Annotated in this window: 27 protein-coding genes; 14 read left to right on the top strand and 13 right to left on the bottom strand. The window is 58.1% G+C overall.

Annotated elements, in window-relative coordinates:
* Both PKC81_RS10080 and PKC81_RS10085 read left to right on the top strand, forming a co-directional pair.
* Positions 1-425: biopolymer transporter ExbD (locus PKC81_RS10080; protein ID WP_324335668.1), on the top strand; the 425-nt coding region annotated here is incomplete at its 5' end.
* Between the two features lie 191 nt (positions 426-616).
* Positions 617-1,018, top strand: coding sequence for a GFA family protein (locus tag PKC81_RS10085; RefSeq protein ID WP_324335669.1), 402 nt, complete (start codon positions 617-619; stop codon positions 1,016-1,018).
* 62 nt (positions 1,019-1,080) lie between these two features.
* On the opposite strand, the gene PKC81_RS10090 is transcribed toward PKC81_RS10085, so the two are convergent.
* Positions 1,081-2,790 (bottom strand): ABC transporter transmembrane domain-containing protein, encoded by a 1,710-nt coding sequence (locus PKC81_RS10090; protein WP_324335744.1) that lies wholly within the window; start codon positions 2,788-2,790, stop codon positions 1,081-1,083.
* Positions 2,791-3,034: 244 nt separating this feature from the next.
* On the opposite strand from PKC81_RS10090, the gene phaZ reads away from it, so the two are divergent.
* The 3 genes from phaZ (at position 3,035) to PKC81_RS10105 (ending at position 6,381) form a co-directional block, all read left to right on the top strand.
* Positions 3,035-4,273 carry a polyhydroxyalkanoate depolymerase gene (phaZ, locus tag PKC81_RS10095; protein ID WP_324335671.1) on the top strand — a complete coding sequence of 413 codons (1,239 nt, stop codon included), beginning with the start codon at positions 3,035-3,037 and terminating at the stop codon, positions 4,271-4,273.
* A 128-nt stretch (positions 4,274-4,401) separates the two neighbouring features.
* The gene (gene dgcA / locus PKC81_RS10100; RefSeq protein ID WP_324335673.1) at positions 4,402-5,382 is read left to right on the top strand and encodes an N-acetyl-D-Glu racemase DgcA; all 981 of its coding nucleotides are present in this window, start codon (positions 4,402-4,404) and stop codon (positions 5,380-5,382) included.
* Between the two features lie 42 nt (positions 5,383-5,424).
* Positions 5,425-6,381 carry a 2OG-Fe(II) oxygenase gene (locus tag PKC81_RS10105; protein ID WP_324335675.1) on the top strand — a complete coding sequence of 319 codons (957 nt, stop codon included), beginning with the start codon at positions 5,425-5,427 and terminating at the stop codon, positions 6,379-6,381.
* On the opposite strand, the gene PKC81_RS10110 is transcribed toward PKC81_RS10105, so the two are convergent.
* The 8 genes from PKC81_RS10110 to PKC81_RS10145 all read right to left on the bottom strand — a co-directional run bounded on the left by PKC81_RS10110 (position 6,369) and on the right by PKC81_RS10145 (position 13,197).
* Entirely contained in the window at positions 6,369-7,463 is a 1,095-nt protein-coding gene (locus PKC81_RS10110) for a serine hydrolase domain-containing protein (RefSeq protein ID WP_324335677.1), read from the bottom strand. The two genes, PKC81_RS10105 and PKC81_RS10110, sit on opposite strands and share 13 nt — an antisense overlap.
* 150 nt (positions 7,464-7,613) lie before the next feature.
* On the bottom strand, positions 7,614-7,907 hold the full coding sequence (locus tag PKC81_RS10115) for a putative quinol monooxygenase (RefSeq protein ID WP_115549310.1): 294 nt from the start codon (positions 7,905-7,907) through the stop codon (positions 7,614-7,616).
* Between the two features lie 36 nt (positions 7,908-7,943).
* On the bottom strand, positions 7,944-8,537 hold the full coding sequence (locus PKC81_RS10120) for a carboxymuconolactone decarboxylase family protein (RefSeq protein ID WP_324335680.1): 594 nt from the start codon (positions 8,535-8,537) through the stop codon (positions 7,944-7,946).
* The gene (locus PKC81_RS10125; protein WP_324335682.1) at positions 8,537-9,718 is read right to left on the bottom strand and encodes an acetyl-CoA C-acyltransferase; all 1,182 of its coding nucleotides are present in this window, start codon (positions 9,716-9,718) and stop codon (positions 8,537-8,539) included. Before PKC81_RS10125 ends, PKC81_RS10120 begins: the two co-directional genes overlap by 1 nt.
* Positions 9,719-9,840: 122 nt before the next feature.
* Positions 9,841-10,299: a MaoC family dehydratase gene (locus PKC81_RS10130; protein ID WP_324335684.1), complete on the bottom strand. Its 459-nt coding sequence runs from the start codon at positions 10,297-10,299 to the stop codon at positions 9,841-9,843.
* A gap of 136 nt (positions 10,300-10,435) precedes the next feature.
* Positions 10,436-11,608: a mechanosensitive ion channel domain-containing protein gene (locus PKC81_RS10135; RefSeq protein ID WP_324335686.1), complete on the bottom strand. Its 1,173-nt coding sequence runs from the start codon at positions 11,606-11,608 to the stop codon at positions 10,436-10,438.
* A 43-nt stretch (positions 11,609-11,651) separates the two neighbouring features.
* On the bottom strand, positions 11,652-13,025 hold the full coding sequence (locus PKC81_RS10140; protein ID WP_324335688.1) for a putative O-glycosylation ligase, exosortase A system-associated: 1,374 nt from the start codon (positions 13,023-13,025) through the stop codon (positions 11,652-11,654).
* On the bottom strand, positions 13,018-13,197 hold the full coding sequence (locus tag PKC81_RS10145) for a hypothetical protein (RefSeq protein WP_324335690.1): 180 nt from the start codon (positions 13,195-13,197) through the stop codon (positions 13,018-13,020). Before PKC81_RS10145 ends, PKC81_RS10140 begins: the two co-directional genes overlap by 8 nt.
* Positions 13,198-13,320: 123 nt before the next feature.
* Here PKC81_RS10145 and PKC81_RS10150 point away from each other — a divergent pair, with 123 nt between their 5' ends.
* A complete protein-coding gene (locus PKC81_RS10150; RefSeq protein WP_324335692.1) occupies positions 13,321-14,544 on the top strand; it encodes a TIGR04063 family PEP-CTERM/XrtA system glycosyltransferase in 1,224 nt (407 codons plus the stop codon).
* Between the two features lie 47 nt (positions 14,545-14,591).
* Positions 14,592-15,668, top strand: a complete 1,077-nt coding sequence (locus PKC81_RS10155; protein WP_324335694.1) for a hypothetical protein — start codon at positions 14,592-14,594, stop codon at positions 15,666-15,668.
* Between the two features lie 3 nt (positions 15,669-15,671).
* Here PKC81_RS10155 and PKC81_RS10160 read toward each other — a convergent pair whose 3' ends face one another.
* Both PKC81_RS10160 and PKC81_RS10165 read right to left on the bottom strand, forming a co-directional pair.
* Positions 15,672-15,977: a hypothetical protein gene (locus PKC81_RS10160; protein WP_324335696.1), complete on the bottom strand. Its 306-nt coding sequence runs from the start codon at positions 15,975-15,977 to the stop codon at positions 15,672-15,674.
* Positions 15,974-16,183 carry a hypothetical protein gene (locus PKC81_RS10165; RefSeq protein WP_324335699.1) on the bottom strand — a complete coding sequence of 70 codons (210 nt, stop codon included), beginning with the start codon at positions 16,181-16,183 and terminating at the stop codon, positions 15,974-15,976. The genes PKC81_RS10160 and PKC81_RS10165 overlap by 4 nt, the downstream gene beginning before the upstream one ends.
* Before the next feature lie 132 nt (positions 16,184-16,315).
* On the opposite strand from PKC81_RS10165, the gene PKC81_RS10170 reads away from it, so the two are divergent.
* Both PKC81_RS10170 and PKC81_RS10175 read left to right on the top strand, forming a co-directional pair.
* Entirely contained in the window at positions 16,316-16,960 is a 645-nt protein-coding gene (locus PKC81_RS10170; protein WP_324335701.1) for a S24 family peptidase, read from the top strand.
* A 40-nt stretch (positions 16,961-17,000) separates the two neighbouring features.
* A complete protein-coding gene (locus PKC81_RS10175) occupies positions 17,001-17,681 on the top strand; it encodes an MBL fold metallo-hydrolase (protein WP_324335703.1) in 681 nt (226 codons plus the stop codon).
* 43 nt (positions 17,682-17,724) lie between these two features.
* Here the strand turns inward: PKC81_RS10175 and PKC81_RS10180 are convergent, their stop codons facing one another.
* Positions 17,725-18,123: an MAPEG family protein gene (locus tag PKC81_RS10180; RefSeq protein WP_324335705.1), complete on the bottom strand. Its 399-nt coding sequence runs from the start codon at positions 18,121-18,123 to the stop codon at positions 17,725-17,727.
* Positions 18,124-18,322: 199 nt separating this feature from the next.
* On the opposite strand from PKC81_RS10180, the gene rpmF reads away from it, so the two are divergent.
* The 5 genes from rpmF (at position 18,323) to PKC81_RS10205 (ending at position 21,349) form a co-directional block, all read left to right on the top strand.
* Positions 18,323-18,499, top strand: coding sequence for a 50S ribosomal protein L32 (gene rpmF, locus PKC81_RS10185; RefSeq protein WP_115547599.1), 177 nt, complete (start codon positions 18,323-18,325; stop codon positions 18,497-18,499).
* 39 nt (positions 18,500-18,538) lie between these two features.
* A complete protein-coding gene (plsX, locus tag PKC81_RS10190; RefSeq protein WP_324335708.1) occupies positions 18,539-19,579 on the top strand; it encodes a phosphate acyltransferase PlsX in 1,041 nt (346 codons plus the stop codon).
* Entirely contained in the window at positions 19,576-20,544 is a 969-nt protein-coding gene (locus PKC81_RS10195) for a beta-ketoacyl-ACP synthase III (RefSeq protein ID WP_324335710.1), read from the top strand. The genes plsX and PKC81_RS10195 overlap by 4 nt, the downstream gene beginning before the upstream one ends.
* A 106-nt stretch (positions 20,545-20,650) precedes the next feature.
* Positions 20,651-20,941: an integration host factor subunit alpha gene (locus tag PKC81_RS10200; RefSeq protein ID WP_324335712.1), complete on the top strand. Its 291-nt coding sequence runs from the start codon at positions 20,651-20,653 to the stop codon at positions 20,939-20,941.
* 6 nt (positions 20,942-20,947) lie between these two features.
* Positions 20,948-21,349 carry a MerR family transcriptional regulator gene (locus tag PKC81_RS10205; protein WP_324335714.1) on the top strand — a complete coding sequence of 134 codons (402 nt, stop codon included), beginning with the start codon at positions 20,948-20,950 and terminating at the stop codon, positions 21,347-21,349.
* 1 nt (position 21,350) lies between these two features.
* Here the strand turns inward: PKC81_RS10205 and PKC81_RS10210 are convergent, their stop codons facing one another.
* The gene (locus PKC81_RS10210; RefSeq protein WP_324335716.1) at positions 21,351-22,085 is read right to left on the bottom strand and encodes a proteasome-type protease; all 735 of its coding nucleotides are present in this window, start codon (positions 22,083-22,085) and stop codon (positions 21,351-21,353) included.
* Positions 22,086-22,087 lie beyond the last annotated feature (2 nt).

The following is a 22,087-nucleotide window of genomic DNA, read 5'->3' on the forward strand; positions in this document are numbered from 1 at the left end:
AGCCGATGATGGAAATGAACACGACGCCGTTGATCGACGTCATGCTCGTTCTCCTCATCATGCTGATGATCACCATCCCGCCCGTATCGCACGCTGTTAATATCGACCTGCCGGTGCAGGATCCGAACCAGCCACCGCCGGAAGAATTGATCGACCCGGTGGTCAACAAGATCGTGATCATGCCGAATAACGAAATCCAGTGGAACGGCACGCCGTCTTCGCTGGACCAGATCGAGCAGTATCTCGTCCAGACCAAATCGATGAGCCCGGAACCTGAACTTCAGTTCCAGCCCGCGCCGACTGCAATGTATGACATTGTCGACCAGACGCTGGCTGTGGTGAAGCGGAGCGGCATCACCAAATTCGGTTTCGTCGGAAACGAACAATATCGCGTTTTTGGAAAGTCTGCCGTTCCCGGCAACTGATCAAATATCGCAATCGACATAGAAAGGGCGGCCATCGTGCCGCCCTTTTTTGTTCGAAGATTTCCGTGCATTTGAATGGGTGTTTGCGGCAAGACGCCGCCATAAGTGGTGGCGCGCGGCTGCCTCGAAAGTGGACGCAAACGAAGACGGGAAAGATTGCCTGGACGCAACCATTGTGATAATCCAATGCCATGAAGGCTTCCTGCCAATGTGGACAACTGCACGTGACCGTGCCCGGGCCAACATTAGCGGTGGTAGCCTGTCATTGCATTGCTTGCCAAAAGCGAACAGGTTCCCCCTTTGGTGAAGCTGCTTATTACCCACATGATCAGGTCAAAATTGAAGGTGCGTCAAAGCAGTTTACGCGCCCAACCGATCTGGGCGGAACCTTCGACCAGTTTTTCTGCGAGACATGTGGCACTACCGTTTTCATGCGAGGCACTAAGAATCCGGACGTTACCGGTATCCCTATAGGCTTGTTTGACGACGCGCATTCGATGCAGCCAATCCGTTCGGTTTGGGAAGACAGGCGTCACCTATGGGTCGATATTACGACGGCAACGCAGCATTTCCCACGGGCCCGCGTGGATTAATCGAATACGTTTCCACCTACCTGGCTAACGCAGCCAGATGAACCTACTCGAAAGCAATGGGATCACGCATCAAATTGCAAGCTTGCCAGCCTTGCATAGAGGCCGCCAGCTTTGCTGAGGCTGTCATGCGTGCCCTCCTCGACGATGCGGCCTTCGTCCATCACAATGATCCGGTCCGCCTTGCGCACGGTCGCCAGGCGGTGGGCGATGACGATGGTGGTGCGGCCTTCCATCAGATGCTCAAGCGCATCCTGCACCAGCCGCTCGCTTTCGGCGTCGAGGGCGCTGGTGGCCTCGTCGAGCAGCAGGATCGGCGCGTCGCGGAGCAGCGCGCGGGCTATGGCTATCCGTTGACGCTGCCCACCCGAAAGCCGCGCGCCCCCCTCACCCAGATAGGTATCGAGGCCCTGCGGCAGCTCGCGCAGGAAATTCCCCGCATTGGCCTGCTCCGCCGCAGCCCAGATTGCGACATCGTCGGCGAGCCAATTGCCATAGCGCAGATTGTCGCGCGCGGACGCTGCAAACAGCACCGTATCCTGAGGAACCAATGCCATGCGCTGGCGGAACTCGGCTGGATCGGCACTTGTCAGTGCGACGCCATCGATACGGACGGTTCCCGCTTCGGGATCGTAAAAGCGCTGGGCCAACTGGAACAAGGTCGACTTGCCCGCGCCGGATGGCCCGACAACCGCGACGGTTTCGCCGGGCAAAATCTTCAGGCTGAAATCGCTAAGCGCGGCAACTTCGGGCCGGGTCGGGTAGCGGAATTTGACATTCTGGAACTCTATCTGCCCGCGCGGTGCGGGCATGGTCACGGGGTTTGCTGGCGCAGCGATTTCCGGCACTTCGTTCAAGAGCTCAGCCAAACGGGCGGACGCACCCGATGCGCGGACCAGATCACCATAAACCTCGGTTAAGGCACCGAAGGAACCGGCAACCAATCCTCCGTAAAGCACGACCGCGAAAAGCGTGCCCGCAGAAATGATACCCTGCGTGACCTGATCGGTACCCTCCCAGACTAACAATGTAATACCACCGAATATCAGCGTCATGACCAAAGCGGTCAAAAAGGCACGCAAACGGATTCGACGCTTTGCCGCCGCAAACGTACTTTCGACGGCATCGCGAAATCTTTGCTGTTCGCGCTGTTCCTGCCCGAATGCTTGCACAATCTTGATTGCACCAAGAGCCTCGGAGGCGACGGTTCCAACCCCCGCAACCTTATCCTGACTGCTGCGGGACGCCTTTTCCAGCCGCCTTCCAAGAAACACGATCGGCAGCACGACGATGGGGATACCAGCAAGCAGCCAAATCGTCAGGCTGGGAGCCAGGCTGAACAGCAAGATCACGCCGCCAATCCCGATGAACAGGTTTCGCAAGGCGACCGAAACCGTCGTGCCGACAATTTGCTCTATGATGGCGGTATCGGCTGTCATGCGGCTTGCAATTTCAGCAGGCCGATTTTCTTCGAAAAAGCGCGGTGCCAAACGGAGGAGGTTGTTTTGGACAGCCGCACGGATGTCGCCAACGACCCGCTCGCCAAGCCAGCTTACGAAATAGAACCGGAATGCCGTAGAGATTCCGATTATCGCGACAATGCCGAACAGCAGAAAGAAATATGGTGCCGGGTCTCCGCCATTTTTGACAAAGCCTTTGTCGATAATCAGCCGCAAACCAAAAGGAATGGCGAGTGTGGATGAAGCAGCGAAAATCAACGCCAACAGTGCGAACAAAATCTGTCGCGGATAGGCGATTGTAAAACTGGCGATCATCCGCAAGCTGCTGAAATTCACTTTTGGCTTTGGTGCTGGCGCCGGATTCTCGCCGTCCGAACCCTCAGCTGCTTTGACAGAAACATCACTCATTGAGTTCGCCTAGCAGCCGCAGCTATGCGCCACAATCGCCGAGAATTCCCCAGTACGCTTTTCCTATGGTGCAATGCACAATAAATCCCTATGTTGACTGCTGAAACAGGGACCGGCCAAACCGGTAAATTGGACATTCGGGAACGCGAACATGCTTTACACCGGTTATGATATCCAGCGCGGCTTTTTGGCGAGTGCAGGCTGGCTTGCTCAGAAACAGGCCGATTTCCTCAACAATTTCACCAATTCACCGTTCAACTATGGCAATCTGACTTCGGTCACCGCCTCGGCGCTGGACGTGTTTGCACATTCGGTGATGCCGCGCGGCAAACCCCCTTTCGGGATCAACGTCGTTGAAATCGATGGCAAGCATCTGCCGGTTGACGAACATAATGTCGCGCGCAAACCGTTCGGCCAGTTGAAGCATTTCACCTATGAGGGCAGCGAGACCAAGCCGAAGCTGTTGATCTGCGCGCCGATGTCGGGCCACTTTGCCACATTGCTGCGCGGCACGGTTGAACGGATGCTGCCGACGCATGATGTGTATATCACCGACTGGAAGGATGCACGAGATGTGCCGCTGACAGGCGGTGGTTTCGACCTTGAGAGCTATATCGACTATCTGATCGAATGGCTCGAATTTATCGGCCCCGATGCCGGTGGTCGTGGTGCGCACATGCTAGCTGTCTGCCAGCCCTCAGTACCTGCCTACGCCGCTGCGGCTATCATGAGTGCGAACAAGCACCCGCTGCGCCCTCGTACCCTGACCATGATGGGCGGCCCGATCGATACGCGCGAAGCGCCGACTGCGGTCAACGACCACGCGACCCGCCGCCCGCATGACTGGTTCGTCCACAATGTGATCGCCACCGTTCCACCTTATTACAAGGGCGCTGGCCGCCGCGTCTATCCGGGCTGGTTGCAGCTCACCGGCTTCATGTCGATGAACCTCGGCAATCACATGATCAGCCACTGGTCGATGTTCTCGCACCTTGTCGAAGGCGATGGCGAAAGCGCGGACCGGCACAAGGAATTTTACGACGAATATCGCGCAGTCTGCGACATGACTGCCGAATTCTATCTGCAGACCGTCGACACCGTGTTCCAACGTCACCTGCTGCCCAAGGGTGAGTTCAACTATCGCGGCAAGCTGGTCGATCCGGGCGCGATTGACGATATTGCACTGCTCGCCATCGAAGGCGAGCGTGACGATATCAGCGGCATCGGCCAGACCAAGGCGGCTTTGACGATCGCAACCGGACTGCCCGAGGCGATGAAGCAATATCACATGGCCCCCGAAGTCGGCCATTATGGTATCTTCAACGGTAGCAAATGGCGCGAGAAGATTGCGCCGATTGTTGAGGAATGGATCCTCGCGCACAACGGCTAGACATAATCAACCTCATTCCCACACCGTAGTGCTGAGCTTGTCGAAGCGCGTCGCAAGGTTTACGCTTGGCTGAGAGGCGCCCTTCGACAGGCTTAGGGCTACGGTTGAACGGCGTAGGGGCATGTCATTTGAGTCTTCGCATTAGTGCCGCAGTTGAACGCTGGCCGGTCGCAGGGCAGTTTATCATATCGCGCGGGACCAAGACCTATGTTGATGTACTGGTCGCCGCGGCCAGTGATGGCACGCATGTCGGCCTGGGTGAGGCCACCGCGATCTACTATCATGGCGAAAGTGCTGAAAGCTGCCTGACGCAGATTGAAGATCTGATCGATACGCTTGTGCCGATGGATGTACGTGAGGCACGAGATGCGGTGCAGACTTTGCTGCCCCCTGGCGCCGCCCGCAATGCACTTGATTGTGCGCTTTGGGATTTGGAGGCCAAAGCCGCAGGCAAGCCCTTGTGGCAACTGGCTGGTCTTGCGACTGCACCCAAGCCGCTGCAAACCGCCTTCACCATCTCGCTTGGCGATCCCGCGGCGATGGAAAACGATGCTGCAAAGGCGGCTGCGCGGGGCTTCGGTCTGCTGAAACTGAAACTGACCGGCGAAGGCGACCGCGAACGGGTTGATGCTGTCCGCAAAGGCGCGCCTGATGTACGCCTGATTGTGGACGCCAATGAAAGCTGGGCTGCGCTCGATATTGAGGCGGAGGCAAGCGCTCTGGCAGCGCTGGGTGTCGAGATGATCGAGCAGCCAGTTCCGGTCGGCCAGGATGCGCTTCTGGACGGGATTAAGTCCCCGGTGCCCTTGCTTGCTGATGAAAGCTGCCAGTCGAGTGCCGATCTGGAACTATGCGCCCGCTATTATGATGGCATCAATATCAAACTCGACAAGGCTGGCGGGCTGACCGAGGCCTTGAAGATGGCGCGTGAGGCCGAGGAACACGGGCTTAAATTAATGGTGGGTTGTATGCTGTCGACCAGCCTTGCAATTCATCCTGCGTTTCTGGTGGCGCAGGGGGCTGCATGGGTCGATCTTGACGGCCCGATCTTGCTTGTGAAAGACCGTGAGGACGGGTTTCGTTTTGAAGGTGGCATGATTTCCCGATAGGTCGGGATTGCAAACCGCCAGCTTTACAAAACGCGCCGGTTGGTGGATTGGATTGCGATGCTAAACTTCCAGCAAGTCGTCGCCGCATTGCAACAAGGCGTTCCTGGTGCACCTGTCCAACTCGAACGGCTCGCGCGTTCAGGCGATGCTGACGCATTATATATGCTGGGCGAATTTCGGCTGACCGGACTGCATGGACCTGTCGACACCAAGGCTGCCTATCGCATGATCGCACGCGCAGCAAAGGATGGCCACATCGATGCAAGGCGGACTTTTGCTTATCTTACTGCTGCCGGAACCGGATGTGCAGCCGATTTGGAAAAAGCCCGCCAACTTTTGCAATCTGCGGCGCGCACCGATCGCTTTGCCGAGATGCAACTGCAACTGGATGCGGTTTTCGCGCAGGAAGAATTGGGAACCGAACGCGAAGTGCTGCGTGATGATCCACTCGTCTATGTGGTCCGAAATTTCCTGAGCCCGAACCAGTGCAAATATGTTCGTATGGTGGCCCAACCCTGGCTGGCCCCGGCGATGATTGTGCACCCAATAACGGGCGAGGGAATTCTCGATCCGATCCGCCGTTCGGAAACGATGAATTTCGGGCCGGTGTTTGAGGATCTGATTATCCAGCGTATCAATCGACGGATTGCAGAGGCAACCGATACGCCACTGGTCAATGGTGAACCGCTTTCAGTGCTGCATTACAATCCGGGGCAGGAATATCGCGCGCACCTTGATGCCTTCGATCAGGCAGATCCGGGTAAGCAGCGGGCGGTTACTGCGCTGATCTGGCTGAATGACGGGTTCGAAGGCGGCGCAACCCGTTTTCCCGAACTGGAACTCGATTTCGTGGGCAACACCGGGGATCTGTTTGTCTTCAGGAATGTCGATGCAGACGGGAAATGCGATCGACGCACGATGCATTCGGGTATGCCGGTGACAGGTGGTGAAAAGTGGCTGGCGAGCCGTTGGATCCGCGACGGCGCCTATTTCGGGTGAAGTTGAGCTGACGGTCGCCGTGCTTTTTGCTCGTCCTCATAAGCACGATGCAGCAACGAAGCGATTGAAAAACAGGCCGGGGCATCGCGGTTTGAAAGCACAATCACGGTTTCACCCGTGTTCGGATATGTGCGTACGTCTGAACAGGCACCGTCAGAGCTGCCGCCATGTCCCCAGCGGAAGTTGCGCTTTGGTATATTTTCGCCATACTCAGTCGCGAAAAATCCCAACCCCATGAATCCATGCTGGGTAGTGATGGCTTGCACAAAGAGCGGCTTTGGAACCAAGCGCCCTTGGCGCAGTGCCTCCACGAAACGGAATAAGTCACCTGCGGTCGAGAATGCGCCTCCAGCGGCAAAACCTTTGGTGGGCTGGGTGATGCAGTTGGGCACGGCCTTGCCATCGACGGACGTATAGCCAATCGCCGTGTCGGTTCGATAATCGGCACAATTGGCGAAGTCCGTCCGGCTCATCCCTGCAGGCGTGAAAATATGATCGCGAACATATCCATCATAGTCTTGCCCGGAGAGCAGCTCGATCATCCTGCCGAGGATAACATGGCCGAAATTGCCATAGACTTGTTGGGTGCCGGGTTCGAAAGCCGGGGCTCTCTCCCAATGCAGAGCAAGCATGTCCGCGTGAGACCGGATATTTGCCCTGACAGATTGCTTGTCGGCGCCAAATAGATCAACATCGCCCGCGCCCGCCATATGCGTTAGCAGGTGGCGAACTGTAACTTTTTGGGCGAACTCTTTATTGGGATAGTCTTTGATGACATCGCCCACCCTGGTGTCGAGGGATAGCTTTTGCGCAGCGATAAGTTGCAAGACTGCAGTGGCGGTGAACATCTTGCCCGCGGATGCAATATTGAATCGCATGTCGGTGGTGATGGGATCCTCACCCTGCTGATCGCGCTTGCCATAGGGGCGCAGGAATAGCTGCTTGCCACCATGGGCGACTAGCACGACTCCTGCAAAACTCTCACTATCCTCCAGGGCCCTTGAATATCCGTCAAGCTGGGCCAGTGCGATCTTGTCCGGGGCGGGTTCCGGAGGGCGGGCGAGTGCAGTATCGGACGCCAAAACATATAAGGCAAAAATGGCCGATAACATTGTCGATCCAGAAATCGATTTGCGCAACTATAAGTCTCTCAAGGGATTTTGGGCAAAATTAAAGGCCCGGCTTTGGTTAGTAAAGCCGGACCCGTACTTTTGACAAATTGTCTCTTCGGATTACACCGCGTCGAGATACTCGATCTCGGGCGCACCTGCGAGACAAGGCCCGAGCTTGGGGCCGGCGGCGCGAAAATAGTCGGTCTTGCCATGCGCATCGAGTGCAGCCTGATCGGCATAGGCTTCTAGGACGCGGTAGACCTGGCCGTTGGCGCGCGAGCGGGTGAGCGTGTAGAACAGATTGCCGGGTTCGTTGGCGCGAACCTGGGCGGCGAGTTCGGTGAAGATTGCTTCAAATTCGGCGTTCTTGCCTTCTGCGACGGTCAGGGTCGCGACTACTCCAATTCCTGCCATTTGCATTCCTCTCTCTCTTGTTTTGGAAATTCGGATTCACTTCCGGCGATCAAGCGCCGGATCAAGTTCCTGCCCGGGGTCGAGCTGCACACCGAAGCTGTTCAACATCATCGACACCTGGGTGTATTGGCCAACGGTCATCACCAGATCCATCTTCTGCTTGTCGCTAAAGAAGGACAAAGCGGCCCAGCTGGCATCGCTGACGTGGAAATCGCGGGTGAGATCATCGGTTGCGCGCAGCATGGCGCGATCGGCTTCGTTCCACGATGGATCGTCGGGCCCAGCCTTGATCGCTTCGATTTCGGCTTCGGTCAGCCCGGCATCAAGCCCGATGCGAGTGTGCTGGGTGAATTCATAGCCTGATTTGCAATTATAACCGACGCGCAGGATCACCAGCTCGCGGTCACGCTCAGACAGGCTGTTGCGCCGCGATAATATGTAACCGCCCCATGCGAGGAAGGCGGTGAGCGCCTTGGGCGCGTGCACCATCGTGCGGAAAATATTGAGGATATGCCCGCCGGAACGGGTCACATCTTTCGCGGCCTCCACCATGGGGGCCAGCGCCTCGCGCTGCTCGTCATCGATCTTTTCGAGATCGACGGGGGCGATGCGAGGCGCCGACAGCCGCATCAGAAGACCTCGAACAGGCCGGCAGCACCCTGGCCGCCGCCGATGCACATGGTGACCACGGCATATTTGGCACCGCGGCGCTTGCCTTCGATCAGCGCGTGGCCGGTGCAGCGGGCGCCGGTCATGCCGAAGGGGTGGCCGATCGAGATTGAGCCGCCATTGACATTGAGCAGTTCATCAGGAATGCCCAACTTGTCACGGCAGTAAAGCACCTGCACGGCAAAGGCTTCGTTCAGTTCCCACAGGCCGATATCGTCCATCTTCAGGTTGAAGCGTTCGAGCAGTTTCGGGATCGCGAAAACCGGGCCAATACCCATTTCGTCAGGCTCGGTGCCCGCAACCGCCATTCCGACATAGCGGCCCAGCGGGGTAAGACCGCGCTTTTCGGCAATTTTGGCTTCCATCAGCACGCAGGTCGACGAACCGTCCGAGAGCTGGCTGGCATTGCCCGCTGTGATGGTGTGGCCTTCGCCCATCACCGGCTTCAGGCTGGCAAGCCCTTCGAGCGTGGTGTCGGGACGGTTGCAGTCATCCTTGTTGGCGGTGACTTCCTGATAGGTGACTTCCTTGGTCTCCTTGTTCACCACAGCCATGGTCGCGGCGCAGGCGATGATTTCATCGTCAAACTTGCCAGCGGCCTGCGCGGCGGCGGTGCGTTGTTGCGACTGGAGCGAATATTCGTCCTGATATTCGCGGCTGATATTGTAGCGCTTGGCGACGACTTCGGCGGTACCGATCATCGGCATGTAGATATGCGGGTGCATTTCAAGCAGCTCGCGGTCGGGCTCGACAAACATCTTGCCGCTGCCAACGACTTTGGAGATGCTTTCGAGGCCACCGGCGACACAGATGTCCATATTGTCGACGATGATCTGCTTGGCAGCGGTCGCAATGGTCATAAGGCCGGACGAGCACTGACGGTCGATGGTCATGGCAGGGACAGTTACCGGCAGGCCGGCGCGCAGCGCGGCGAGGCGCGCGACGTTGCCGCCGGTCGAACCCTGCTGGGCGGCGGTGCCCATCACGACGTCGTCGATTTCGCCGCCTTCGAGGCCGGCACGTTCGACAGCGGCCTTGATCGAGAAGGCGCCGAGCGTCGCGCCGGTGGTGTTGTTGAATGCGCCGCGCGCTGCCTTGGTCAGCGGGGTGCGGGCGGTGGAAACGATTACTGCGTCACGCATGGGAGAATTCCTTTCGACGTTCACGTCGCCCCTGCGCAGGCAGGGGCCGGTGTCGGTTTACGCCATATTCGCCGGAGAAACCTCCTGCGGCCCCTGCCTGCGCAGGGGCGACGGCAAAACAATTAAACGAAAAACTGGGTGATCCACTCGGCGATGCAGGCGGGCTTTTCCTGGCCTTCGATCTCGAGCGTATATTCGATGGTCTGCTGCCATTGCCCTGGGCGCTTCTCTTCCAGCTCAAGCAGCTTGAAATGCGCGCGCACGCGCTTGCCGACGCGGACGGGCGAGAGGAAGCGGGTTTTGTTGCCGCCATAGTTGACGCCCATCTTGACGCCTTCGATCTTGGGGCAGGTTGATTTCGCCATCAATACCGGGAGCAGCGAGAGCGAGAGGAAGCCATGCGCGATGGTGCCGCCGAACGGGGTCATCTTGGCCATCTCTTCATTGACGTGGATGAACTGATGGTCGCCGGTCGCGTCGGCGAATTTGTTGACCATATCCTGATCGACCAGCATCCAGTCCGAACTGCCGATGACTTCGCCGACCCGACCTGCGAGTTCGGCAGGTGTTACTCCGCTCATATCCTGCTCCTTTTTGTGCAATGGTTTTCGAATTGCGCGCGGTTTTGCGCCTTTCTGGAGCGGTTGACAAGAGCCGCGCCATTTGGCCGCGCTGACCCTACGTCATATCACCGCATAGCCATTCAGGCGGTGCGAATCAGGCCTTTTTGTTCGGCGCAGGGGCCGTGTGCAACCGCTCCGCATAAGGCATCACCAGCGTCCCGTCGGGTCCTGCCGTGAAGGTCGTTTGGGTGGGATAAGCGAAGTGGATACCCTCGTCGACAAAACGCTGGACAATGTTCAGGCCAACGGCATGGCGGACATGGAAAACCTCGTCCAGATCCTCGCTCTGGACATCGAAAACCAACTGGAAATCGAGCGAGCTTGGCGCGAATGTGTGGAAGCCGCCGCGGATAAATTCGGCCCCTTGAGCCTCGACAATTTCTCGTAAAAGTACCGGAACGCGCTGTGCGTCTTCGACGGGTGTCTGATATACAAGGCTGATCAGGAAATTGACGCGGCGATAGACCGACTTGGTGTTGTCGGTGATTTCCTTTTCGAGAAGTTTGGCATTGGAGATGATTTTCTCCTCACCGGTCAGCGCGCGCAGGCGGGTACTCTTCATCCCGATCCGTTCCACCCGGGCGGTCGTGGTATCATAGGTGATGGTGTCACCGCGCTTGAACGGTCGGTCGAAGATGATCGACATCGCCGCGAATAGATCCGAGAAGATACCCTGCGCGGCAAGGCCGATGGCGATGCCGCCAACGCCAAGACCTGCAACAAGGCCGGTGACATTGACCCCCAGATTGTCGAGGATGACGATCGCTGCAATGGCGAAGACTGCAAAACTGACCAGCAAACGAATGAGCACCATCGCGCTTTGCAGCGTTTCATGCTCGCTACCGCTTTCATTGGCGCGGCGTTCGATCAGGCCGATGACGATCTCACGCAGCCAGATCGCCACCTGCAAGACAACAGCAATAGTGAACAGCACATCAATGGTGCGCGCCAGTTGTTCGGGCGCATTGGCATAGCCGTTGACCAGTTCGACCGCGACCATTATGCGGAAGAACTTGCCTGTTCGTGCCAAAGTCCGGGCGATGATCGAAGTCATCGCTGAGCGGTCTTCGCTGTCGCGCGCTATCTTGGCAGCGCGCCTTTTGAGCCAGCTGAGCACCACATAGACTAACGTCGCTGCTATTACCGCCACCGAAAGCTCGGCGATATTCCCACGCACCCAATCGGTGACGATTTCGGCATATTGTGTCATGCGTGCATTTATGGCGGCAATCGGATCATCGGGGATTTTGGGAAGCGGTGTAGTCATAGAGGCAACCCTAGCCACCCACCTTGTCAACGACAAGGCCCAGTCAGGTCGTCGCGCTTATCTCTTTTGCCTTCAAGCGCTGCTTTCTGATCGGCGTCCACGCCGCTTCGTTGCGCCTCCGCGCCAGATAGGTGTCGAGCCCCAACTGCATCGCCACCAGCATATAGACAAAGGGCTGAAAGGCGATGCCGACGAATAAGGATCCTACTAGATAGATGATTTGCGCATTTTGCAGCGCAGTGGCGAGCGGTGCGACCCATTGTTCGTCGGGCCGGTCACGCTTCTTGTACATGCGGGCGATCATTTCCATCCGCCACACCCCGCCGACATGGATCAGCAGCCATATGATCAGACCAGGGAAACCCTGTTCGCCCAGCATTTCGAAGTAACTGCTATGATAGGCGCGGCCCTGGTCGACGATTTCCTTGCGGTCGACCGCACCGGTATCAAACCCATTTTCGTCGACGACAGGCAGGTCATAGCGGATCTTGTTGATGCGATAGGCATCAAAGCCGCCGCCAAAGGGATGCTCTTGCACGAACTCCCAGGTCCATTTCCACACGGCGATCCGCGTGGATGCAGATTCGTCGGTCTTATAGTCCTTGATCGTTTCCATCCGGTCCGAGAAAGCGGACGGGATGAAGGGTATCGCAGCAAGTCCAACAAGTGCCGCGCCTGAAAGATACAGAACCCGCCGCTTGGTCTGTCGGATGAACAGCAGCGCGAGCACAGCGATGCAGACCAGCCCGGTGCGTGCCTGTGTGCCGACGGGGATCAGCAGCGCGGCGACGGTGAGTGCTGCGGCATAGGTCTTCACCTTCCAGTCGGGTTTGAAGATCGTGCCATGCTGCGCCAGCCAGACGATCAGCGGGATGATTGCGATCGCCACACAACTGATGATGCTGCCTTCATACAAGCCCGAATTGTCGTTGATCAGCAGGACGAGCGAGCCATAGCCGCCGCCGCCAAGCGCCGTCTTGATGCCGCCGGTGACGATCAGTGCCGAAGCACAAAGCACCAGCGTTAATGCCAAGGCTTCGATGCGCAGCTTGGTCTTGAGCAACAGGGGAAGAAAAGCTGCAAAAACCAGCGCCTTCCACACCCAGCTCCATTTTTCCTGCGCAGCCAAGGGTTCAACCGCAACCGTGGTTGAATAACCGCAATAGGCGAGCAGCACGAGCAACAGCGCCCAGCGCGGCGAAACCCGCACGTCGCGTTTGTCATCGCTGACCAGGAAGCCGAGGAACGCCAAAGCGAACAGGATCAGCGAGAGCGGAATCGAATTGAGCAGGAAATAGCTCAACCGCTGCGGCGCGATAATATCGATATAGGCGTAGACCAATGTGAACAGAAATGGCCGCTTGAACGCCATCAGCATCAGCAGCCCGAGATAGCCGACGAAGAACAGGTCACGCATCTTGTTGCGGACCTTTCGTTGCGTTTGGCCTGCGGTGGTTCACCCCGAAACCCTGCGGTTGCGCATCGGGCTCCGGTGGGGGTTCGCTGTCCAGATCGTCACGCTTGGTCAGCAACCAGAAGGCAAGCAAGAGCAGGCTATGGCTTAGCAATATCGATAGATTGTCGATCATGCGGCGTTGCGTCCCTGCCTGCCCCTTCGCTGTCAGGACATAGCGTGAAAATGAAAATTCGCGAAACGCATTAGCCGCTTTGGGTTGACGCGGCGTTAAATATATTGCGGCTAGGGAGCGACCATGCCTCGCATATTGCACGTCCTCGATCACAGCCTGCCGCTCCACAGCGGCTACACCTTCCGCACGCGCGCAATCCTGAAATCGCAGATTGGCGCGGGATGGGAAGTGCGCGGGTTGACCGGGGTGCGGCAGTATCAGCATGGGCAGATGCCCGATGCGCTGCAGCAGGAAGCCGAAGGGTTGCACTTCTTCCGCACGCCGCACCATGTTTCGGGGCCCTCTGGCTTGCAGGAGTGGCGCGAAATCCGTGCGCTTGAGCAGCGTATCATTGAAGTTCATCGCGAGTGGCCGTTCGACATCGTGCATGCCCATTCGCCTGCATTGAACGGACTGGCCGCGGCGCGCGCTGCGACAAAACTGGGTCTACCCTTTGTCTATGAAATCCGCGCATTCTGGGAGGATGCGGCGGTAGGGAATGGTAGCGGGACCGAAGGCTCGCTCAAATATCGCCTGACCCGCGCGCTCGAAAACCATGTTGTTGCCCGCGCCGACAAGGTGGCGGTGATCTGCGAAGGGTTGCGCTCAGATCTGGTTGCGCGCGGTTTCGATGCAGGCAAGATCTTCGTCTCGCCCAATGGGGTCGATATGGACATGTTCGGAAATCCACCGCCGCGCGACGAGGCGCTGGCGGCGGAGCTTGGGCTGACCGGCAAGGATGTGATTGGCTATATCGGCAGCTTCTATGACTATGAGGGCATTGACGATCTGATTGCTGCAATGGCGCATCTGAACGGTGCTGCAAAGGACGCGCATCTGCTGCTGGTGGGCGGCGGGCCGATGGAAAAGGCGTTGCGCGCGCAGGCAAAGGCTTTGCCAGCCGCCGATCGAATCCATTTCGTCGGTCGCGTCCCGCATGAAGAGGTGGAGCGCTATTACAGCCTGGTCGATGTCCTCGCCTATCCGCGCAAGCGGATGCGGCTGACCGATCTGGTGACCCCTCTGAAACCATTGGAAGCGATGGCGCAGGGTCGGCTGGTTGCTGCCTCTGATGTGGGTGGGCATCGCGAATTGATCGTGGGCGGGGTAACTGGAGCCTTGTTTCCCGCCGATGATCCGGAAGGTGCGGCAAAAGCCATCGACGCACTGTTCGCTGACAAGGCGATGTGGCCCGATCGCAAGGCCCAAGCGCGCGCCTTTGTCGAGCAAGAACGCAACTGGCAGAAGAACATAATGCGTTACGATCCTGTTTACCATTTCCTGTTAGGCCGTGCTAAACAGGGGTAAAGTTGCGGCTTGACCGCAGCGCAAAGCCCGACGGAAACAGGGTAGTTATGCAGTCGAAGCTGAATCTCGATCATCAGACAAAATCTGTCGCCATGGCGACAGGCGGTGCGGCCATTGCAGCCATTGCCGCGATGTTCGTGCCGACCGGTATCTGGGAAACATTGACCGGATCGACGGGGGTATCGGAGATGATTCCTGCAACCGCCGCCCCGCTTGGCGATACCGCGCGAGCCCTGATCTCATACGCTTTTGGCGCGTTGACGCTGATCATTCTGACGGTGTTGTTCCTCCGCAAAGGTGCTGCGTCCGAGTGGACGGCGATTGCGGATTCGGAAGATGCGAGTGATTTTGACAGTCCGGAAATCGTTGAAACTACAACTGAAACCGAAGTCGAGCCCCTGCTGGACGCTGAAGATTCGATTGATGAACCGGAAGAAGCGGTTCGCGGATCGCTGATCTCGCGCTTGCGTAGCCGCATTGCCACCTTTGCCGAGGCGCGCCGTAGTGCTGGAGACATTACCGACCTCGAAGACCTGCCCAAGCTGCGTTCCGGCGATGCTCATCCCGATGCGCCGCCACGTCGTCCTTTTTCGGCCAACCGCGACCTGGTGGAGGCTGATGCCATCGAAGTGACAACCGAAACAGCCATTGTAGAGCAGGTGGGGGCTGAATGGGTCGAGCCTGTGGCAGCCGAGACGGAACAGGTTATTGAAATTGCCGAAGTCGAGGCCGTAATCGAAGAACCCACTACCGCCGTAGCGGCGACCGCTGTTGAACCCGCCACTACTGAAACACCGGTGGCGGAGCCTGTTTCTGGTATTGCATCGCTTGACGATATGGTGAGCCGGTTTGAATCGGCCCTGGCTGAACGCGACGCGCAACTGGCGCATATCGAGAGCATTGCGAGCGAATTGCACATCTCGAACGTGCAGCCGATCCGCCCGGATATCGAGGCGTCCTCCGCCTATGAACCCGTCCCCATCGAACAGGCGCCGCTGCGCGCTGTCGAGCCGGTGGCAATGGAGACCGTGGATGTGCCGCAACGTCCCGAGTCCGAGGAACTGGATGCTGCCCTGCGCTCGGCGCTCGAAACCCTCCACCGGATGAACGCGCGCACGCGTTAAGTCTTACTCGTCGAGCAGCAAGGCCTCAACAGTCAGTAACAGCGTGTCGTCTGACTCAGACATATCGCTGACGATTATGTCGGCGACCAGCTGACGGCGAAGGCTGAATTCCGTTTCTGGCAGCGCTTGCGCAAAATGCGCGGCTCGTTCGTGGCGCTGCTCGCTTTCCAAACCTAGCAAGACGGTCACACGCTCCCCCGAAAATGTCGCGCTATGCCAGCCGGTCGCCTTGCGACTGCGCAGGCAGGCGCCGGGTAACAGGGCCAACAGCGCGCTTGAAAGCGGGCAGGGATTGGGCGCGGCGTTCATGCCGCTTCCTGCACGCCAAGCAGTTCGAGGTGCCGTTCATAGGCGGCCATGAAATCTTCGGCCTTGATCGCCATCGCCGGGCGCAGGCAACGACCGTTGCGCATGTCGAGCACCAGCCGGGGGTCGCGGGCGACCCTGCGTCCGAAAGTGGTCGGTGCCATATTGTGTTGCCGCAGGAATCGCTCGATTTTTCGATTGATGTGCATGTCCATTCCTTTCCATCAGGCACCACCCTTTCCGGTTGCTCGCATCGACGAATCGATGAGAACATGATAGGAACATTGCTGATAGGAAAAATCCTACTTGTCTAGGAAAAATCCTATTGCTAAAGGCAAAAGATGGTAAACAGCGATCCGCGTGCCGAACTCGAGCGGCTGGTGCAGGCGCATGGCGACGATTTTGCGTCGCTGTCGCGGCTGGTCGGTCGCAATCCCGCTTATATCCAGCAATATATAAAGCGCGGCTCACCCAAGCATTTGCCGGAGCGGGAGCGCAATATCCTCGCGCGCTATTATGGCGTTGCGCCGCAGCTATTGGGCGCGCCTGAGGAGGAAAGCGGAGGAAAGCGCGCAGGGTTAAAGCTGGTCCCCAAGCTGGCGGTTGGCGCATCGGCTGGGGCAGGGGCGCTGGCCGAGGGAGAAGCGCTTGCGGGCAAGGTCGGCTTTGACGAGGCCTGGTTGCGTAAGCTGGGCGTTGAACCACGCAATGTTTCGCTGATTCGCGTCGAGGGCGATTCGATGCAGCCGGTTCTGAATGATGGCGACGACATCATGGTCGATAAAGGCGCGGCGCTGAAGCCGCTGCGCGACGGCATCCACGTTATCCGCATCGATGGCACGTTGATGGTCAAGCGGCTGGCGCGGGCGCCGGGCGGGCGGCTGTCGGTGCTGTCCGATAATCCGGCCTATCCATCGTGGCCAGACCGTGACCCGGCAGAGGTTCAGGTGGTGGGACGCGTGGTTTGGGTAGGGCGGCGGCTTTGAAGGGCTTGCGCAGGCGCGAAAGCACCGCCACATAGTTTCTATGTCGAACGTCACATCCAGCCTTAACGCACAGCCGCCTTTGAAGGCGGTCATCATCCCTGTCACGCCTTTGCAGCAGAACTGCACTTTGTTCTGGTGCACAGAGACCAACAAGGGCGCGCTGGTCGATCCTGGCGGTGATCTGCACAAGCTTAAGGATGCTGTGGCGAAGACCGGGGTGGAGCTGGAAAAGCTGCTCGTCACCCATGGCCATCTCGACCATTGCGGGCAAACGGGGATGCTGGCGCAGGAACTCGGCCTGAAAATCGAAGGACCGCATGAGGAAGACCGTTTCTGGATTGCGCAGCTCGATGATGATGGCAAGCGCTGGGGGATGGACGCGAAAACCTTTGAGCCCGACCGCTGGTTGAAGGATGGCGATACCGTGACCGTCGGCAATTTGACGCTCGACGTCATCCACTGCCCGGGGCACACGCCGGGGCATGTGGTGTTCTACCACGGGCCGAGCCGCCTCGCGATTGTTGGCGATGTGCTGTTTCAGGGCAGCATCGGCCGCACAGATTTCCCGCGCGGCAATCACCAGGATTTGATCGACTCGATCACCCAAAAGCTATGGCCGCTGGGCGATGATGTGACCTTCATTCCCGGTCACGGCCCTACCAGCAATTTTGGCCATGAGCGCAAGATCAACGCTTATGTTTCGGATTATGCGTTGAGCTAAAGTGTGTTTCCCCTCCCGAAAACGGCAGGGGATAATGGCATCCTTAACCCAGCTTCGAATAGACACTCCACAGCGCATAGCCAGCGAGACCCAGCAGCGTCAGAAATGTGATCAGCGTGCCGACCATGCGGCCTTTGCCGAACGTGCCGCCATCCATGCCAAGGCCGTGCGCGAGGCGGCCGAAGATGTAGATGATGCCGACATACCAGAGCCAGTTCGCGCTGCCCTGCGTCGCTTCGAGCGCGGCGATCAGGATCAGCACGAAGGGCGCACTTTCGACGAAATTGGCGTGGGCGCGCATGCGGCGGATCAGGAATTCGTCGCCGCCGTCGCCGATCGATACGCCGCCCTTGGTGCGCGCCTGTCCGCAGCGGATCATCAACCAGATATTGACCAGCGCGGCACCCGCAGCAATTGTCAGCGTGATAGGTAATGTAAGCATTTAATATCCTCCCGTTGTTCGAATGCGGTGCTAACAGCCAAGTCGCACCTTGCAAAGCGCGGAAAAATCGCTAATAGCCGCCCCTCATCCGCAGCACCGGGGTGTTTGAGTGCCGATTCTGGCTTTGCTTGCCAGCGCCGACATTCTTCCTTAAAGCTGCAGAAACACTAGATTTTTTTGAAATGGAACAGGTGCCGAGATGGCTGTCCCCAAGAGAAAAACTTCGCCGTCCAAGCGCGGCATGCGTCGTAGCCATGATTCGCTGAAGGTTGAAGCCTTTCAGGAATGCTCGAACTGCGGCGAACTGAAGCGTCCGCACCATGTGTGCAATGCTTGCGGCCACTATAATGGTCGCGAAATCCTCGCTGTCGCCTAATTTCCGGACAATCGCTCTTCTCCACGGAGGGATGATATCGTGACCACTTCACCGCGTATCGCTATTGACGCGATGGGCGGTGATGAAGGTGTTCGCGTGATGATCGCGGGCGCCGCATTGGCGCGCCATCGGCACGAAAGCTTCAAATTTCTGCTGGTTGGGGACGAGGTGCAGATCAAGGCTGCGCTCGAAAATCACCCGAACCTGCGCGCTGCTTCCGAAATTCTCCACACCACCGAAGTCGTCACCGGCGATGACAAGCCAAGCCAGGCGCTGCGCAAGTCGCGTGGCAGCTCGATGGGGCTGGCGATCAATGCGGTGAAGTCGGGTGATGCTGCCGCTGCAGTCAGTGCAGGCAATACCGGCGCGCTGATGGCGATGGCCAAGGTCGCGCTGCGCACCATGCCGGGGATTGACCGGCCCGCGCTTGCCGCCTTGCTGCCTACGCTCACCGACACCGATGTGGTGATGCTCGATCTGGGTGCCAACACCGAATGCGACGCACGCAACCTCGTGCAATTCGCGGTGATGGGTGCCGCTTATTCGCGTATCCTCTATAATTGGGAAAAGCCACGCGTCCGCCTGCTCAATATCGGCACCGAAGAAATGAAGGGAACCGACAGCCTGCGCTTTGCCGCCCAGCATCTGCGCGACAGCCCCGAATTGCACATGGCGTTTCAGGGCTTTATCGAGGCGGACAAGATCAACCGCGGCGATTGCGACGTCGTCGTCTGCGACGGCTTTTCGGGCAATATCGCGCTGAAATCGATCGAGGGGGCCGCGCGTTTCGTGACCGACCTGTTGCGCCGCGCCTTTACCAGCTCGATCCGCTCCAAATTCGGCTTTCTGGTTTCGCGACCTGCGACCGAATTGCTCAAACACCATCTCGATCCCAACAATCATAATGGTGCGGTTTTCCTTGGGCTCAATGGCGTGATCGTCAAAAGCCATGGCAGCGCCAGCATCGAAGGTGTTGCCAACGCGGTGAAGGTCGCAGCCCGGCTGGTCGAGGACGACATTACCACGCGCATTGCGCAGGATCTGGAACAGATTTCGGCCAAGGAAGTTATCGAGGAATGAGCGGATCCGCGCTTCGCGCCGTCATCAAAGGGACGGGATCCGCACTGCCAAAGCGCCGTGTTTCCAATGCCGAACTGGCTGCCAAAGTCGATACTTCAGACGAGTGGATCACCGAACGAACCGGCATAAAATTCCGCCACATCGCCGGACCTGACGAAACCACGGCCACTTTGGGTGCAGAAGCCGCACGCAACGCGCTCAATGCGGCGGGCATGACCGAGGCCGATATTGATCTCATCATCGTTGCCACTTGTACCCCCGACCAGACCTTCCCGGCAGCAGCCACCAAGGTGCAGCACATATTGGGGCATCATGGCGGCGTTGCCTTTGACGTCGCGGCGGTTTGCTCCGGTTTTCTCTATGGCTTTTCGGTTGCCGAAAGCATGATCCGCGCTGGTTCTGCCAAAAATGCACTGGTGATCGGTGCGGAGACGATGACGCGGCTGCTTGACTGGGAAGATCGGGGTACCTGCGTATTGTTTGGTGACGGTGCAGGCGCGGTCGTACTTTCAGGTAAAGTGGGCGAGCGCGGCGTTCTCGCCACGCAGCTCCATGCCGACGGGCGGCACAATGAATTGCTCTATGTCGATGGCGGGCCGTCAACAACGGGCACCGTGGGTAAATTGCGGATGCAGGGTCGTGAGGTGTTTCGCCATGCGGTGACCAACCTTGCCAGCGTGATGCACGAAGTGCTCGAACAAGCCGAGCTGGCGCCTGCAGATATTGACTGGGTGGTGCCGCATCAGGCCAATGCGCGCATTATAGATGCGACAGTGAAGAAACTCGGATTACCTACTGAACGCGTGGTTCTGACCGTTTCCGAACATGCCAATACCTCGGCTGCGTCGGTGCCGCTTGCGCTTGATGTTGCCGTTCGCGACGGTCGCATTAAGGCTGGCGATGTTGTCGTTTTGGAGGCGATGGGCGGCGGATTTACATGGGGTGCTTCGGTCGTTCGTATGTGACCTATTTTCGGACGCGTAAAAATTCGTCCAGCATTTTACATCCTTCTGAAATTGCTATATGTTCCAAAGGAATCACGGGGGTCGCGTGAATTACGGAGGAGAAACCATGGCAGATGCTGGTACTTTGACGCGCGCGGATATTGCGGAAGCAATTAATCGCCAAGTGGGTCTATCAAGGGCAGATGCCTCGGCGATGATCGAATCGTTGCTCGATCACGTCCTCGATGCACTGGTCGCGGGCGAGAATGTGAAAATCTCCGGCTTTGGAACTTTCGTGCTGCGCGATAAGGCACAGCGCATCGGACGCAATCCGAAAACGGGTGTCGAAGTGCCGATCACGCCACGCCGCGTGCTGACTTTCCGTGCGAGCCAGGGCCTGCGCCACAAGGTCAAATAATCCGCGATGGACAAGGCACCCGAAGCGTTTTTGACCATTGGTGAAATGGCCGACCGGCTGGGCGTGAAGACGCACATATTACGTTATTGGGAAGAACAGTTCCCGATGCTCAAGCCGCTGAAACGTGCGGGCGGGCGGCGGTTGTACCGGCCATCCGATGTCGCCCTGCTCGACCAGATACAGGATTTGCTGACCAATCAGGGCTATACCATTCGTGGTGCGCGCAGCTTTCTGGCAAAAGGCGGGAAGGCACAGCCTGCTTCGCCGCCGCCACCTGCGGTCGAGCCGACGCAGGTTGCTCAACCGGCCCCGATTGGGGACCTGTTTGCAGCACCGGTGCCATCGAAACTGGTTCCGGAATTGCGCGCCATACGCGATCGGCTGGCACAAGCTTTGGCTGCCGCCTGACCTATTCGATTGTATAATCAGGCAGCGAATGGAAAGCGCTGCGCAGCGCGTCCGACCATTTGTCTGATACCGAACGATAATAGGGGTCGTCCTCGGCGATACGGCGTTTTTGCAGCGGCTCAAAACGGTCGCGCGGCAGCAGCAGCATGTCGAGTGGCAGGGCTACCGAAAGATTGGCTGCCATCGTCGAATCGAAAGACACCATCAGCAGTTTCACTGCACTTTCAAAGCTCATGTCTGACTGGAAACCGCGCACCAAGATCGGGCGGCCATATTTGGTTTCACCAATCTGGAAAAAGGGCGTGTCTTCCGAAGCCTCGATGAAATTGCCTTCGGGGTAGATCAAGAACAGGCGCGGTTCCATTCCTTTGATCTGGCCGCCGACGATCAGCGTGGCATTGAAGGTCGTTTCGGCATTGAGCCCGGTCTGTTCGCGGGTGCGGATGGTTTCGCGTAGCAGATCACCGATGATCTGCGCGACCTGAAACATCGAAGCGGCCGCCAGGATAGAAGGATTACGCTCCTCAGGGGCCTTGGTGCGCTCGGCGAGCATGCTGATAACTGATTGGGTTGTCGCCAGATTGCCTGCAGTCATGATCGTGATGTAGCGTTCGCCCGGCTTCTCGAAGCTGTGCATCTTGCGGAAGGTAGAGATATTGTCGACGCCCGAATTGGTGCGCGTGTCCGACATGAACACCAGCCCCGAATCCAGCTTCATCCCAACGCAATAGGTCACTC

It is taken from the genome of Sphingorhabdus sp., from assembly GCF_035329025.1.
Classification (GTDB): domain Bacteria; phylum Pseudomonadota; class Alphaproteobacteria; order Sphingomonadales; family Sphingomonadaceae; genus Sphingorhabdus_B.

Excerpts from the sequence above, each read along its gene's own strand:
- PKC81_RS10170 (WP_324335701.1), top strand. The coding sequence starts at position 16,316 with ATGGTAAACAGCGATCCGCGTGCCGAACTCGAGCGGCTGGTGCAGGCG.
- PKC81_RS10140 (WP_324335688.1), bottom strand. The coding sequence starts at position 13,025 with ATGCGTGACCTGTTCTTCGTCGGCTATCTCGGGCTGCTGATGCTGATG.
- PKC81_RS10180 (WP_324335705.1), bottom strand. The coding sequence starts at position 18,123 with ATGCTTACATTACCTATCACGCTGACAATTGCTGCGGGTGCCGCGCTG.
- PKC81_RS10120 (WP_324335680.1), bottom strand. The coding sequence starts at position 8,537 with ATGCGGCTGTCGGCGCCTCGCATCGCCCCCGTCGATCTCGAAAAGATC.
- PKC81_RS10165 (WP_324335699.1), bottom strand. The coding sequence starts at position 16,183 with ATGCACATCAATCGAAAAATCGAGCGATTCCTGCGGCAACACAATATG.
- rpmF (WP_115547599.1), top strand. The coding sequence starts at position 18,323 with ATGGCTGTCCCCAAGAGAAAAACTTCGCCGTCCAAGCGCGGCATGCGT.
- PKC81_RS10205 (WP_324335714.1), top strand. The coding sequence starts at position 20,948 with ATGGACAAGGCACCCGAAGCGTTTTTGACCATTGGTGAAATGGCCGAC.
- PKC81_RS10195 (WP_324335710.1), top strand. The coding sequence starts at position 19,576 with ATGAGCGGATCCGCGCTTCGCGCCGTCATCAAAGGGACGGGATCCGCA.
- PKC81_RS10085 (WP_324335669.1), top strand. The coding sequence starts at position 617 with ATGAAGGCTTCCTGCCAATGTGGACAACTGCACGTGACCGTGCCCGGG.
- PKC81_RS10150 (WP_324335692.1), top strand. The coding sequence starts at position 13,321 with ATGCCTCGCATATTGCACGTCCTCGATCACAGCCTGCCGCTCCACAGC.
- PKC81_RS10175 (WP_324335703.1), top strand. The coding sequence starts at position 17,001 with ATGTCGAACGTCACATCCAGCCTTAACGCACAGCCGCCTTTGAAGGCG.
- PKC81_RS10130 (WP_324335684.1), bottom strand. The coding sequence starts at position 10,299 with ATGAGCGGAGTAACACCTGCCGAACTCGCAGGTCGGGTCGGCGAAGTC.
- PKC81_RS10200 (WP_324335712.1), top strand. The coding sequence starts at position 20,651 with ATGGCAGATGCTGGTACTTTGACGCGCGCGGATATTGCGGAAGCAATT.
- PKC81_RS10090 (WP_324335744.1), bottom strand. The coding sequence starts at position 2,790 with ATGATCGCCAGTTTTACAATCGCCTATCCGCGACAGATTTTGTTCGCA.
- phaZ (WP_324335671.1), top strand. The coding sequence starts at position 3,035 with ATGCTTTACACCGGTTATGATATCCAGCGCGGCTTTTTGGCGAGTGCA.
- PKC81_RS10135 (WP_324335686.1), bottom strand. The coding sequence starts at position 11,608 with ATGACTACACCGCTTCCCAAAATCCCCGATGATCCGATTGCCGCCATA.
- PKC81_RS10145 (WP_324335690.1), bottom strand. The coding sequence starts at position 13,197 with ATGATCGACAATCTATCGATATTGCTAAGCCATAGCCTGCTCTTGCTT.
- PKC81_RS10125 (WP_324335682.1), bottom strand. The coding sequence starts at position 9,718 with ATGCGTGACGCAGTAATCGTTTCCACCGCCCGCACCCCGCTGACCAAG.
- PKC81_RS10115 (WP_115549310.1), bottom strand. The coding sequence starts at position 7,907 with ATGGCAGGAATTGGAGTAGTCGCGACCCTGACCGTCGCAGAAGGCAAG.
- PKC81_RS10155 (WP_324335694.1), top strand. The coding sequence starts at position 14,592 with ATGCAGTCGAAGCTGAATCTCGATCATCAGACAAAATCTGTCGCCATG.
- PKC81_RS10160 (WP_324335696.1), bottom strand. The coding sequence starts at position 15,977 with ATGAACGCCGCGCCCAATCCCTGCCCGCTTTCAAGCGCGCTGTTGGCC.